The 13,369-nt window shown below is 38.7% G+C and carries 10 protein-coding genes and 2 pseudogenes; 7 read left to right on the top strand and 5 right to left on the bottom strand.

Annotated elements, in window-relative coordinates:
• Nucleotides 1-128: 128 nt before the first annotated feature.
• On the top strand, nucleotides 129-1,322 hold the full coding sequence (locus tag F6K27_RS22450) for a caspase domain-containing protein (RefSeq protein WP_287278668.1): 1,194 nt from the start codon (nucleotides 129-131) through the stop codon (nucleotides 1,320-1,322).
• 207 nt (nucleotides 1,323-1,529) lie between these two features.
• Here the strand turns inward: F6K27_RS22450 and F6K27_RS22445 are convergent, their stop codons facing one another.
• Nucleotides 1,530-1,811, bottom strand: a complete 282-nt coding sequence (locus tag F6K27_RS22445; protein WP_287278667.1) for a hypothetical protein — start codon at nucleotides 1,809-1,811, stop codon at nucleotides 1,530-1,532.
• A gap of 235 nt (nucleotides 1,812-2,046) precedes the next feature.
• Between F6K27_RS22445 and F6K27_RS22440 the strand changes: the two genes are divergently transcribed.
• Entirely contained in the window at nucleotides 2,047-2,982 is a 936-nt protein-coding gene (locus F6K27_RS22440) for a hypothetical protein (protein WP_287278665.1), read from the top strand.
• 326 nt (nucleotides 2,983-3,308) lie between these two features.
• On the opposite strand, the gene F6K27_RS22435 is transcribed toward F6K27_RS22440, so the two are convergent.
• Together F6K27_RS22435 and F6K27_RS22430 are read right to left on the bottom strand one after the other, a co-directional pair.
• Nucleotides 3,309-6,053, bottom strand: a complete 2,745-nt coding sequence (locus F6K27_RS22435; protein WP_287278663.1) for a bifunctional acetate--CoA ligase family protein/GNAT family N-acetyltransferase — start codon at nucleotides 6,051-6,053, stop codon at nucleotides 3,309-3,311.
• 594 nt (nucleotides 6,054-6,647) lie between these two features.
• Nucleotides 6,648-6,848: pseudogene (locus F6K27_RS22430) on the bottom strand (transposase); the annotation flags it as partial.
• 486 nt (nucleotides 6,849-7,334) lie between these two features.
• Here F6K27_RS22430 and F6K27_RS22425 point away from each other — a divergent pair.
• From F6K27_RS22425 to F6K27_RS22415, 3 genes and pseudogenes are all read left to right on the top strand, one after another.
• Entirely contained in the window at nucleotides 7,335-7,532 is a 198-nt protein-coding gene (locus tag F6K27_RS22425) for a hypothetical protein (RefSeq protein WP_287278661.1), read from the top strand.
• Nucleotides 7,533-7,758: 226 nt separating this feature from the next.
• Nucleotides 7,759-9,105, top strand: coding sequence for a hydrogenase (locus F6K27_RS22420; protein WP_287278659.1), 1,347 nt, complete (start codon nucleotides 7,759-7,761; stop codon nucleotides 9,103-9,105).
• A gap of 76 nt (nucleotides 9,106-9,181) precedes the next feature.
• A pseudogene (locus tag F6K27_RS22415) lies at nucleotides 9,182-9,319 on the top strand (zinc ribbon domain-containing protein); the annotation flags it as partial.
• Nucleotides 9,320-9,496: 177 nt separating this feature from the next.
• Here the strand turns inward: F6K27_RS22415 and F6K27_RS22410 are convergent.
• Entirely contained in the window at nucleotides 9,497-9,685 is a 189-nt protein-coding gene (locus F6K27_RS22410; protein WP_124143514.1) for a type II toxin-antitoxin system HicB family antitoxin, read from the bottom strand.
• 441 nt (nucleotides 9,686-10,126) lie between these two features.
• The gene (gene cobS, locus F6K27_RS22405) at nucleotides 10,127-10,894 is read right to left on the bottom strand and encodes an adenosylcobinamide-GDP ribazoletransferase (RefSeq protein WP_287278657.1); all 768 of its coding nucleotides are present in this window, start codon (nucleotides 10,892-10,894) and stop codon (nucleotides 10,127-10,129) included.
• Nucleotides 10,895-11,357: 463 nt separating this feature from the next.
• On the opposite strand from cobS, the gene F6K27_RS22400 reads away from it, so the two are divergent.
• Entirely contained in the window at nucleotides 11,358-11,807 is a 450-nt protein-coding gene (locus F6K27_RS22400) for a hypothetical protein (RefSeq protein ID WP_124143512.1), read from the top strand.
• 102 nt (nucleotides 11,808-11,909) lie between these two features.
• Nucleotides 11,910-13,010 (top strand): tRNA guanosine(34) transglycosylase Tgt, encoded by a 1,101-nt coding sequence (gene tgt / locus F6K27_RS22395; protein ID WP_287278655.1) that lies wholly within the window; start codon nucleotides 11,910-11,912, stop codon nucleotides 13,008-13,010.
• Nucleotides 13,011-13,369 lie beyond the last annotated feature (359 nt).

The following is a 13,369-nucleotide window of genomic DNA, read 5'->3' as shown; positions in this document are numbered from 1 at the left end:
GCAAAAGCTTGGCCAAAAATTTTGTTTGCGCAGCATTCCGCAGGAAAAGAACCTTAGAAAATGCCACAGCCAAGGTCAATCTTTGTTTTGTGAGACTGCTGCTTAAGAGATTGGCGATCGCCTGATTATTGAAAAAAAAGATACCATCAGGGTTCTATAGGGAAACACTTGGATCAGAACCTTATGGTTTAGTACTTCCTGCTGATGATAGCGATTGGGAAGAGACTATTAATAAATTTCTTAGAAAGAATCAGAAAGAACTCGACAAACTTCAGAAAAAATATATTGATGATTATGTTAATGATTATATTAATCAAGTTCCACCAGAAGATTTACCAGGTAACAGTGGCCAGGGGGCAGGAGTAGAAGAAAAACTGGGCAATAATCCCATTGATCCCTATGACTGGAAAATTATCTGGCAAGCAGCTTTAGGATTATTATTGCTAGGTCTAGTGTTAGAAACAATTTATTTGATTCAATTAAGACAAAGGCAACAAGCACAGAAAAAAAATTTTGAACACGGATATGCTCTGCTTATTGGTGTAGGAGAATGTGCTAATAGAAAATTATCTTTACCAGTAACTGTTAAAGATGTAGAAAAAATCCGTGAAACCTTAGTTAACCCACAGTTCTGTGCTTATTTCGATGATGAAAACCATATTCGGCTTTTACATGATGACTCAGCAACACGCGAGAACATTTTGGACGGGCTGGATTGGTTGAAGCGGCAGGCTGAACATGACCCAGACGCAACAGTAACTGTCTATTACTCAGGTCACGGGGCATATAGAGAAAACGATAACAGCTATTATCTCATACCACATGATACAGATAAAGATCACCTTGAAGAAACTGCATTAAGTTCAGAAAACTTTAACGAGAAACTACGACAAATTAAATCAAAACGCCTTTTGATTATCATTGACAGCTGTCATGCGGCTGGAATGGCAAGGTCTAAAGACGAACAAAAACAACTATTCTCAAAAATTCTCTCTGGTTTTGAAGCAAAAGCTTATCCTAAAATATCAGTAGATAATTGGGAAAATGGTGAGGGTATAGTAGTTTTTACTTCATCAAAAGATTCGGAAAGCTCTTGGATTCGACCAGATAAAAAAATGAGCATTTATACTTATCATTTGATTGAAGCACTTAAAGGAAGAGGCAATAAAGAAGGTGATAACAATGTAAAAGTTTCTAATTTAATGAATTATTTATCTGAAAAAGTGCCTGAAAGTGCTAAAGAACTCTGCCACGCGGAGCAAACCCCTAGTTTTGACTTTCATAAGGCTCAAGACTTCAAGATTGCTCTATTAAAGAAATAAGATTTTGTTTTCATCTATAATTCAGCTTGAGATGTTTGGGATGAATTTAGTGAGTATTTTTACTTAATTAATTCTTGGTGTATTACCATAAGTTACAAAATAATTACTTTCGCCAACAGTATCAGCGAAGCGGCTATTAAAGGGCAATCTAGAAATGAAAGTCTTACATAGCAAGCATCTCAGGGACTGCTATTTTCGCGATCGCAACTACTTTCCCACTAAACCCACCCCGTCCCCAGTCTGATAGTCTTGCGCATTTTCCTCTTGTAGAAGTTCGTCGATTTTCGCTCTTAACTTGTCTTGCCAACCTGAAATTTTTTTGATTCCGTTGAACATCTCGTCATCTACCCGGACAGTCAAATTATTAGACTTGGGTTTTCCTGGTACTTTAGGTTTCCATCTATAAGCTAATAAATCAGGGTTTCCTCCTGGTCTCCCACACTTAGTAGAGGTTTTAGTCTGCTTCTTTTTTGTTGTTTTAGTGGCCATATTACAGTCCTCCTATTGATTGTATATATTATAAGTTATATTATAGGTAGTAAGCAAGTAAAAAAAATTATAAAATTTATTTACATTTATTAGTATGCAAGCTATAATGATAAATGTAGAGGCCAATAAAGAAGTTCTACAAGTGGACAATAAAAAAGGACACCGCCCTCTCCTAGCAAAGTTGAGGCAATGCCCTTTTAGAGTCCCCGGTAAACAAGTATCAGGAGACAAATCAATGATATTTTTCATCAATCCAATTTCAATTATATTACAAAATTTCAGCCAAGACAAGGCTTTATTACGAGCCTACTTGGGCCTAACAAAATTAATGGCCACTAAACCAATTACTAATTCAGTAAACGAAACACGATTATACTATAACCGCTTATTAGGCTACTTAATCCACCACCTAGAAAAAACGATCGCTGAGATTGAGGCTGCCGATACCTACATAGAAGAGCAAGAGCAACACAAAAGCAATTCAGAGACTACCTACACCTCACAGCAGGCACAAGCATACGACAGTGTATTTGGTCAACAGCCTCCACAAGATACACCAGAATCTGAGAAAATCGAATCACAATACTCTAATGAGGCAGAAATAGCTAAGGTAAATGCAGCCATTAATAAAATCTCAGAAAAAAATCGGCAGCAATCCATAGAAAAAAATTCTCCAGTCCAAACCGAAACTTTAGAAGTTGATGAAGTAGAAGCGAGTGAAACTAGGAGTAGTTTGCAACAACCTGAAGCGACTCTGACTGAACTGAAGCAGCAGCTATTATCTAAGAAAAATAAATCACAACTAGAGCAATTCAAGTCAGAGATAGGAGCTGAGAAGACTGGAGAGATTTGGGAAAGCTGCACAATTCCTGAGCGTAACCTGATCAAATGTATTAATGCTACCACTAAAAAAGGAGCCTTGCCTTTTGATTTAGTTAGTTGGGTTAACCCTCAAGGAAGACGAGAGATAGGGCGTTATGTTGGGTTTTACCGTGCAGGTAAACAGTGCAAAGAGAACGAACGAGTGATTTATCTACCAAAGGATGACACATTCAAAGTCGTGGACAAGCGATCGCTCAAAGGAGTAAATGCAAAGTATCAAAAACCTTGCCCTCCTGACCTTGCGACTAAGTTAGAAGCTGCATTAGAAGCACAACCAGAACCAGAGTAACCAACAGTTCAGGAAATAGCCAATAATGACTTCACAGGATTAGCACCCACCCCAAAGTCCCAAAGTGGTTCAGAGGTTGGAAGCAAGCCAGAGTCACAACCATAACTACCGATCGCCCGGATTTAACTAGCTATCAGCTTTTCCGTTCCGGAATACTTTCGGTCTGAAATACTACGCAAACGCAAACAGCATTTAGCTGGAGCGCTAAAAAATCAAGGGTTTAAGTTCCCCACACTTATTTGAAAAGTGCGTAGTGTGTCTTTTATGGGGGTTTTAATCCCCCATTATACACCTTGAGAAGCTGATAGCCGATCGCTGAGTCCTACTTAATGACAGATTGTCAATTTCGCCTCTACTAAATCAGCACTACGCTGCAATTGAAAACCCACTTTCTCACAAACTCTTTGCATAGCTATATTCTCAGCTAAAATTGTCGCAACAATTCCCTCTAACTGCTCATCTCGACCAATTTGCACCAGTCGCAATAACAATTCCGTCCCTAACCCCTGACGTTGATAGGGGTCGCTCACCAACATCGCAAACTCTGCCTCATTTACCCCATGTGACTTACTCAAGCGACCCACTCCTAAAATTTCATGGTTTCCCGTTTCTGGATTTTTATAATCCGCCACCAATGCCATTTCCCGATAGTAATCAATAAAGCAAATTCTGGTTAATCGTTCGTGAGCAATGCGCCGACTCAACTTGAGAAAGTTAAAATAACGCAAATACACACTTTCCTCTGACAACGTTTTATGGAACTGAATAATCAACGGTTCATCCTCTGGGCGAATAGGACGGATAGTCACCCCCTCCCCATTTCTCATTTGCCAAGGTTTGACATATTGAGTAGGGTACGGACGAATAGCTGATGATGGCAATTTCTCTACACCCACACTCTGATCATGAAGAACTATCCTTGCATCCAAAGCAATCAACCTTTCCGAAGAAGCTAACAGAGGATTAATATCAATTTCCTTAATCCAAGGTTCCTCTACCACTAACTGACTAAATTTCACTAATAGCTTTTCCAGCGCTGCCAAATCTACAGCTTTCCTTCCCCTTACTCCTTTGAGAGCTTGATAAATTTTTGTCTGTTCCATCATCCGGCGAGCGAGAGTTGTATTCAAAGGTGGCAGAGCGATCGCCCGGTCTCTAAACACCTCTACTAACTGCCCACCCGTACCAAACACTAAGACCGGACCAAACTGTGGGTCAACACTGCTACCAATAATCAACTCATAACCACGGTCTAAACTTAACATTGGTTGTACCGTCACCCCTAGGAAATGCTCAGACCCAACTTTCTCAGTGACAGATGTTTGAATATTTTGATATGCCCATTTTACTGCTTCTGCATCTTTAAGATTTAACTGCACACCATCCACATCAGTTTTATGGGTAATTGTCTCGGAAAACAGTTTCAGCACCACTGGATAACCAATTATATTAGCACGTTCCACTGCTTCTGCTTCAGTTTTGGCAACCAAGGTCTGCACAATAGGAATACCATAAGCAGCTAAAATTTGTTTTGATTCTGATTCTGTAAGAATATTTCTGCCTGTATTCTGAGCTGTTTTGATAATTTGCTCAACTATAGAACAGTTTGGACCGCTTTCTTGTTCTTCTGCTAGCACTGGGGTTTCATAAATACCCTGTAAGTTATAATTGTACTGCCACATAAAGTTAAAGAGCTTGGCAGCAGAATCTGGATAACGATAAGTTGATATACTAGCACGATTGAGAATAGTTTCACCTGTAGTTACCTCATCCCCTCCCATCCAACTTGCTAATACTGGTTTTTTAGCAGTTTGAGCATAATGCTTCAACTGTTCAGCTGTTTGAGTGGGGTCGGTCATTGCTTGAGGAGTCAAAATTACCAGCAAACCGTCGGTGTTAGGATCTTTAACTGCTACTTCTAAAGTTTTGCGATAACGCTCTGGGTCAGCATCACCAAGGATATCAATGGGGTTAGCATGACTCCAGTGGGTGGGGAGAAATTCATTCAGTTGAGTAATTGTTTCTTCTGCCAGAGGTGCAAGTTCTCCACCAGTAGCAATCAGGGCATCGGTCGCCAAGACTCCTGGTCCTCCAGCATTAGTAATAATTGTCAGTTTCGGTCCTTTTGGCAACCGTGGCTGTTTTGCCATCACTTCTGCCATATTAAATAGTTCAGAGATGCGATTCACTCGCAACACCCCACACCGACGAAAGGCAGCATTTAGCACTTCATCACTACCTGTGAGTGACCCTGTATGTGAAGCAGCAGCTTTAGCAGCAGCTTCAGTTTGACCAGCTTTAATCACTATTATTGGCTTGGTCAATGCTACTTCACGAGCAGCAGACAGGAATGAGCGCGCATTGCCAATGGATTCCATATAGATGACAATACTTTTGGTGTGGGGGTCGTCTCCAAGATAGTATATCAGGTCGCCCCAGTCTAAATCTAGCATTGAGCCTATGGAAATGAATGCACTGAAGCCTACGTTTTCTGGGAAACTCCAGTCGAGAACGGCTGTACAAAATGCTCCACTCTGACTAATGAAACCAAGGTTGCCTGGGTTTGCCATAGTGCTAGCAAAGGTGGCGTTTAGTCCACTATGGGGGTTCATTAGTCCTAAACAGTTGGGGCCAATCAGTCGCATTTTGCCCTTGGCTGTTGCCATAATTTGTCGTTCTAATTCTATGCCTTCTGGTCCAATCTCTTTGAATCCGGCTGAGACTATGATCGCGCCTTTTATGCCTACTTCTACACAGTCACGCACAGCATCAGGGACCATTGGTGCGGGTATGGCAATGATTGCTAAGTCTACTGGTGCTGGTATGGCTTTAATATTTGGATAAGCTGGAATTCCTAACACACTATGACGCTTGGGGTTAACCGGAAAAATTGTGCCTCCAAAAGGATTGCTGAGTAGATTCCAGAGAATTGTGCGTCCGACACTGCCGACTCTTTCTGTAGCACCAATTACTGCCACATTTTCTGGGGCAAATATTGAGGTTAGGGGTTGTCGCTCCGCCCTCAGAATATCATAGCTTGAGTCTGTTGTTTTTTGAGGTATTTGTAACATTATTTTTTCCCTTCTTTTCAACTTTAACTTGAAACGATATTTAACTTAACACTACTTTTAGGCTGCTCTACTTGTCTAGATATTTCATTTGTGAAAGGTTAAGGGAATATTAAAATTTATCTTCGTTTGTCAATGGACAAAAATGTCTTTTTTTTACTTTTAAACACCGACAATATTTTATCAAATTAATTTTGCTTAGTCAAATTAATCTAGAATTAAAATAATGTGAAATTATCCTGTTTATCTGGGCAGATAAACTCTCATAAAATTATTGTATAATGACATACATTCTTCAAGTTTTTCCCCAGAAAAAATAAATCCCTTCTTTCAGAGTTTGATATTTTTGGTAAATACGATACTGTAATACGAATTACATCAAATTCAGTAACATCAAACAAAGTAATTTCTTGAAAATCTTTTTATGCTCAAGATCATATAATTTTATCTAACCTTTTTTGTCACTGTTTTTTTCCTATTTTTGGGTTAATAATATTGGGTGCATCTCATATTTGCAAAAATACTTTTTTCCTATATATTCCCTGTTGCCTGTTCCCTATTGCCTGTTGCCTAAAAGCAAGAAATTTTTGGCTTTATTCAAAATTGAGATGCACCCATAATATTGACTTTTCGGTTTTTTGCTAAACCTCCTATATGGTTCAACTCTAATTTCTCTAGTTCCTCTAAAAAAGAGGAATTATTGCCATAACCTCCATCCGCTAAAGCTACACCAGGACGATATTTTATGAACAATATTTTTTGAACTAATTTGAGTGCTAAATCAGGTTTTTTGACAAATTTTTGATCTTCTTTTCCCTAGTCGGAACGCTTCCCCTACAAAAACGACCAAGTCGAAGCGCTGGCTGTGGCAACTTATACCAATTTGATCAACTTTTGTTACAAATAGTAGAAGTAAGAAAGAAGGAAGAAGCAAGAAGGAAGAAGGATTGAAGAAGGAGACAGGAGACAGGAGACAGGAGACAGGAGGAAAATTACATGGGGATAGTCAACGAAGGGCCGCTCCGCGTCTACGCTCCCCCAAGTAATGCGTGAACACCCCCGTTGACGGTGGGGTATTAAACCCACAAAGAAAATGATAAATATTGAAAAAAAAGGGAAAACGATAGATATAACCATCTAAAATGAACTGGAGAAGCTATTTTTAAGCATATCCGATCGAGATGCACTTTTTATAGCATTCTTTTTTCAAACTGTTATTAGGCACTCAAGAACTGGGAAAAGGAAACTGCTTTTCTCGGATTCGAGCCGGGAGTAATAGCACAAATGAATGAAATTTATCTGGATATAAAAGGTTTAAAAGCCAATAACACAGCTACTATAAATAGATGTCGGGCTAAGTTGGCTAATTCCGCTCAAGTTGAAAGTTTTAGTAGCTCGGACTCTAGTATTGCAAAGACAGAACTTTACAATTGGAGTGGAACAACTGTAACTCAGAAAAGATTAGTCTCTCAAGTTGGCTGAGAAGTTCAAGCCAAGTTTGAAGAACACAAGGCCAAGTTGAATAGCAAGTCTGAAAAGCAGGAAAAAGGCCAAACGGGAAGGTTTACTAACTTAGTCCATTCTCGAACTTGTGCTTTTGCTCTGAGGCGATTATTTCCTCTATTAAATTGTGTTGATTGATAGTAGGTTTTAACCCACTAAAGTAATATATAAAACTGTAATTATATAAATTTACTCTAACAACAATATGGAAACAGCCGATCATAACTTGTTGGAAAAACTAGCATCTCTATCAGAAAATTTTCCTAAATTGGGTATTCGCCTCTCCCTGGCAGCTAAAGAACTACAAAATGCAGGTACTCCCCCTTCAGAAAGTTTACTAGAAGAATTGATGGCCTATGGTAGAGATTTTGCTACTCTTAAAGAGCAAGGACTAGAGTTGGCAAAAACATCTCAAGTTTCTGCAGGGGCAATATTTTCCTTCACAGACTTAGAAAACTTAATTAAAGCACTAGCTTCAACCACAGAATCATCAAGCAGTCAACCAGTTTTAGATATTCTTAATCAAATCTTGGCGATCGCTCATCAAGAGCAACCAGAATTTCCTCCTTTGCAATCACTTAAAGCAAAAGCCAAAGAACTACATCAATTAATTTCTCATACAAAATCTGACAAATTACCAGATGAAGCTCAAGCTTTAATTGCAGAGACACATCCACTTTCAGCAGTATTAAAACTTGTCAAACAGGGTAAAAATTTAGATGATGAGCAGTGGTTGGAATTAGAGGAAAAAGTTAATGCCAGTTTTGGCAAAAAACTAATGTTAGCTATATCTAGAGAAAAACTGACAATTCCTAATGATTCTTTACCCACAACATCTAGAATTAAACTTCCGGCACTTGAAGAACTAAACCGAACTCAAAATATTGCCACTCAACCAACTAATACGCAAAAATCAACTGTTCCAAGTTTACCACCTTTAATAGTAGTACCTTCTGGTGGTGCAGAAACAGCTATTGAAGATCCAGATGTGATGATTTTAGAAGACCCAACACCTAGAGGTACAAAACCTGTAGACGAAATCATTATTGTTCCTGGTGTGGAAGTCTCTAAAAATTTTCCCACTGTTGAAAGACCAAATATGATGTTTGGAGAAACTACTAATCAAAAATCAGTAGTTTCTGTAGGGTTGAAAGTTTTAGTTCATATACAAAATATTGGCGATCGCATTTTTGCTGGTCGAGAATATGCAGGTACTCGCGGTCAAGGTTTTCGTGTAGAAGCTTTTCAAATCAATATAGAACCGCCTATTCCTGGGTTAAAACTTGAATACATGGCTCATGTTTCTGAAATAGGTGATACTCCTTGGTTAGAAGCTGGAAAATTAGCTGGAGAACGTGGCAAAGCTAGAAGAATAGAAGGATTTGCGATTCGTCTTACAGGTATTCAAGCTGCCAATTATGATGTATTCTATACAGCTCACGTTCAGAATATGGGAGATTTACCAGTTTATTCCAATGGTGCATATTGTGGTACTCGCAACCAAGCTCTCAGAGTGGAGGGTATAAAAGTTTGGATAGAGCCTAAAAATTAGCACTCAGGAGTTATTTCAGTTATCAGTTGTAATATCATGTTCCCCCTCCGGGGGAACATGATATAATGAGCTTTATACTAGCAAAACTTCTCCCAAATGTGTTTACATCGACAAGAAACTTGGTGGCTCCAAAATTCACTTTTGCCCGGCTTGCGGTCATAAAGCACCGCGAGATTGGGCAGGTGCTCTCAGCATAATTTTGAGAGCTTTGTAGGCTGTAGCCTTCGATCTCAGAGATGGCGTTATCACTATCTCTGATGCCAATATTGTATAGGATAAAAGTCATTAGCTATAGCAACGCGATCATCAAGCTGCTCAAATTGTACAATATTTTGCTAAGCAACCTCATTAGGAATTGAGTTGAAAATTGTTTGTACGTCTTTATACATTTTTATTTCAAGCGACGCTCAATCTCGGAAGCATCAGCAGTCTCAAAAAAAATTTCTAAAGCTTCAATCAAATTAGACCGCGCTTCTTCTGTCGTATCGCCTTGACTGCCAATATACAGTTCCGTACACAAAGATACATATCCATCACCCTCCCGCTCAATAATAGCTGTTAGTCGTTTGATTTGTCTCATTTTCCAATAGACATCTCCAGAAAAGAGGCAACAGGCAACAGGCAACAGGCAACAGGGAGAAATAATTGATAATTTATGGATAAGAATTGATTTTATTTTTGATTTTTGGAGATGTCTAATCTTTAAAAAGCCTTTTTTTATCTATCTAGTTTAGCAGTTTTTTTTCAGGTTGTGATCACTTTGCTTGGGGACTGATACCGTTCGCTATTCCAAAGCAACTAAAACACACACAGGATTTACGCACTGACAATAGATATAGGGTTTTTGTATGTTACGCTACCGCTAACACACCCTACCAATAGCGTTCTATATTTGGTGATTATGCGTAATATCATGTCCGGATAATCTGTGCTCAAAAAACCTTCTCCCTTTGAACTTTTCTCTCCCTTTCCTACGGAATGCTACGCAAACAGCATAGCTGCCTTATCTAATAACTGATTGCTATTCTAAAGTAACCAATAAACACAATAACAACGCTTCTGTCCATTCAACCACAGCACCATAAGTATCCCCAGTATGACCGCCCAAACAACGGTTAAACCAAGCACCTGTCAACAGAGCGATCGCTATTCCTCCTATTGCCATCCCAGAAGCTACTAACCAACTTTCAGGGTTTAATAAAATTTGGATTCCACTCAGACTCAGTAATAAAAGTAGACTTTGGATAAAATCCCAAATCGAATATTTTACCTCCTTGTGAAATGCTCCTTTTCCAGTAGGTTTGAGATAGGGGTAACGAGCGATCGCTACTAACTGTCCCCATCTTCCCCAACCTGCTACTCCCATTAGTATTAAAAAGCGGTCGTTATCTAAATCTGTTAAAGCTGTAATTTTCAGCAACAATAGAGCGATCGCTGCCATTGCCCCAAAAGCTCCTGTAGCACTATCACTCATTACTTCCAGTCGTCGTTTCTGGTCTGGCACTGCCAACCCATCAGCAGTATCCATCACCCCATCCAAGTGTAAACCACCAGTTAAAATAATTCCAGATATAATCGCTACAGCAGATCTGGTGAGTATAGGCATTCCTAAAATTTGTAATCCAAGATCGATTACCCCAAGGATACCCCCTACTATCAATCCTATCAAAGGAGCGAAACGAGCAATACCATTAAAATCCAAGTTCCAAGTATGGGGAATCGGTAAACAGGTGTAAAATGCAATTCCAGCACTGAGTTTTGTCAGAGTTTTCCTAATTACTTGGAGCAATATTTTTTACCACCCAAAATTTTCTGAGCTTGGCTTCTTGTTGTTAACTATAGTATCAAAAAAAATAATATTTGCTGCATTTGTTTCAAATCAAATTAACAACAATGGAGTAGACAAAATGAGTTTTGTATGGTAAAAATTTAATATTGGGAAAATAGTTTTGTATAGACCTGAAAGATTTCCAGGATACATACATAGTTAAATATATATACTCATAGAATGTATAAAAAAATTTAACTATAGATTAAGAGTCTGAAACTCTTACTCCAGATGAGCTGTTGTTAGATAAATTGTTCCCTTTTACATGAGATTTTGTGCATATTCCAAACCAGATTACTATATTATTGGTTCATACTCCAAGAAACTATGCCAGAATTGGAACAAGAATAGCACTATCTAAATAACTCAGAATAAAAAAAAACTGTTCTGATAAATTTCTATCAAATTCAGAGGCTTTTGCTATATGAGTTCCAATAATTTTGACCAGAGAGTATCTGCTCCTTGCATAATTGACATTGGCATAGTTGTCAATAAACGTGATATGCAAAGACTGTTGATAGATTTAGGTAGAGTCCGCTATATCCATACTCAAGATGGCCAGATTCAAAGCCGGGGTGAAGGATACATACTAGAAGTATTTGCGGATTGTCAACGGTCAACTTTAGTTGCTAATCATTCAATATACCTAAATGTGCTGAGTTTTGATTACCTAGAACTTGGACAATCATCAAAGAAAGAAACATACTTTGATTTAATTACTGAAGGACGTCAGTTAAGACTAATTCCTCTGTCAAACCCTCTTCAAGAAGAAACTACTAGAAATATAAATGCTGCAGCCTTTGACGCAGTAATGGATCAAGTTTTGTCATCTAATTGGGATATGCAGTTTGATGATGATGATTGCCCCTTTTAAGCAGAAAGGAAAAAAATAGGGAATGAGGCAAACCATATAAATTGTTTGTTCTCAGTTTCGAGAAAACAGTTAGAATTTTTTAATTGCCAATACCTAACTATCATGTCCCAAAACTTTTCCTTTCATTTTCAGGCTTGTTGTAGCAACACAAAAGCTCGTGCAGGTGTTTTTTTGACTCCTCATGGTAGTGTAGATACACCTAGATTTATGCCTGTGGGGACTTTAGCAACTGTCAAAACTCTCACACCTACTCAGTTAGAGAAAGCGGGTGCTCAGATGATCTTGGCAAATACTTATCATCTTCACTTACAACCAGGAGAAAGTATTATAGCTGGTGCTGGTGGACTACATAAGTTTATGGCCTGGAGTGGGCCAATATTAACTGATTCTGGGGGCTTCCAAGTATTTAGTTTAGGAGAAATCCGAACTATTAGTGAAACAGGTGTTAAATTTCGCTCACCTCGTGATGGTAGTATTATTGATATAACTCCAGAGCGTTCGATCCAAATTCAGAATGAATTGGGAGCTGATGTGATTATGGCTTTTGATGAATGTCCACCTTACCCAGCGAGTAGGGAAGAGGTGGAGTTGGCAACAAATCGTACTTATCGATGGTTGAAGCGTTGTGTTGAGGCTCATCAGCGTCAGGATCAGGCTTTGTTTGGTATTGTTCAAGGTGGTGTTTATCCCGATCTGCGTTCTGTAGCAGCAAGGCAGTTGGTAGATTTGGATTTACCGGGTTATGCTATTGGTGGAGTGAGTGTGGGAGAGCCTGGTGAGCTAATAGATGATATAGTTAAAGTAACAGCTCCTTTATTACCAGAAGATAAACCTCGTTATTTGATGGGAGTTGGCACTTATCGAGAAATGGTAAGAGCGATCGCTTCTGGCATAGATTTATTTGATTGTGTAATTCCGACTCGCTTAGGACGACATGGAGTAGCTTTGGTTAGAGGGGAGAGGTGGAACTTGAAAAATGCTAAGTTCCGAGAAGACTATACCCCTCTTGATGAATCTTGCCCTTGTTATTGTTGTCAAAATTTTAGTCGAGCTTATCTAGCTCATTTGGTAAGAGCGAAGGAGTCTTTAGGTTATACTCTATTGTCTCTTCATAATGTCACAGAATTAATTCGCTTTACTCAGCGGATTCGAGATGCTATTTTGGGCGATCGCTTTACTCAGGAATTTGCTGGTTGGCTTTGAAAAACAATTAATAATTAATAATTAATAATTAATAATTATTAGGGTTTGCTGAAAAAGTCTGATACTCAGGGGAGGGGACAGGTATTAGCATTTTGAGACGAAAAGATCTACAAATCTTGCACTTTTTCAGAATAAAAAAAACCTGGAAACCCTTAGTAGTTCTAAATAATAGAGAAAAATAGGATGTTGAAGCGCGATCGCGTAACGTACCCAAACCATCAAAAATAAAAGATGTCTAAATAGGGCTTGCTGATTAAATCTAAAAGTATTGACAGATAAAGGTTTTAGCATTTTTTTGTCTAAAAAAGTGCCAGCTTTTCAGCGGAAAAAGCTCAAAAAGCTAGTATTTTGGGATGATG

It is taken from the genome of Okeania sp. SIO2F5, assembly GCF_010692685.1.
Taxonomy (GTDB): domain Bacteria; phylum Cyanobacteriota; class Cyanobacteriia; order Cyanobacteriales; family Microcoleaceae; genus Okeania; species Okeania hirsuta.
The sequence above is the reverse complement of the archived record's forward strand: the minus strand, read 5'-3'. Positions and strand labels throughout refer to the sequence as shown.

Bases quoted from the DNA above. Each gene is read 5' to 3' on its own strand.
- F6K27_RS22445 (WP_287278667.1), bottom strand. From the start codon at position 1,811: ATGGCCACTAAAACAACAAAAAAGAAGCAGACTAAAACCTCTACTAAG.
- F6K27_RS22440 (WP_287278665.1), top strand. From the start codon at position 2,047: ATGATATTTTTCATCAATCCAATTTCAATTATATTACAAAATTTCAGC.
- F6K27_RS22435 (WP_287278663.1), bottom strand. From the start codon at position 6,053: ATGTTACAAATACCTCAAAAAACAACAGACTCAAGCTATGATATTCTG.
- F6K27_RS22425 (WP_287278661.1), top strand. From the start codon at position 7,335: ATGAATGAAATTTATCTGGATATAAAAGGTTTAAAAGCCAATAACACA.
- F6K27_RS22420 (WP_287278659.1), top strand. From the start codon at position 7,759: ATGGAAACAGCCGATCATAACTTGTTGGAAAAACTAGCATCTCTATCA.
- F6K27_RS22410 (WP_124143514.1), bottom strand. From the start codon at position 9,685: ATGAGACAAATCAAACGACTAACAGCTATTATTGAGCGGGAGGGTGAT.
- F6K27_RS22400 (WP_124143512.1), top strand. From the start codon at position 11,358: ATGAGTTCCAATAATTTTGACCAGAGAGTATCTGCTCCTTGCATAATT.
- tgt (WP_287278655.1), top strand. From the start codon at position 11,910: ATGTCCCAAAACTTTTCCTTTCATTTTCAGGCTTGTTGTAGCAACACA.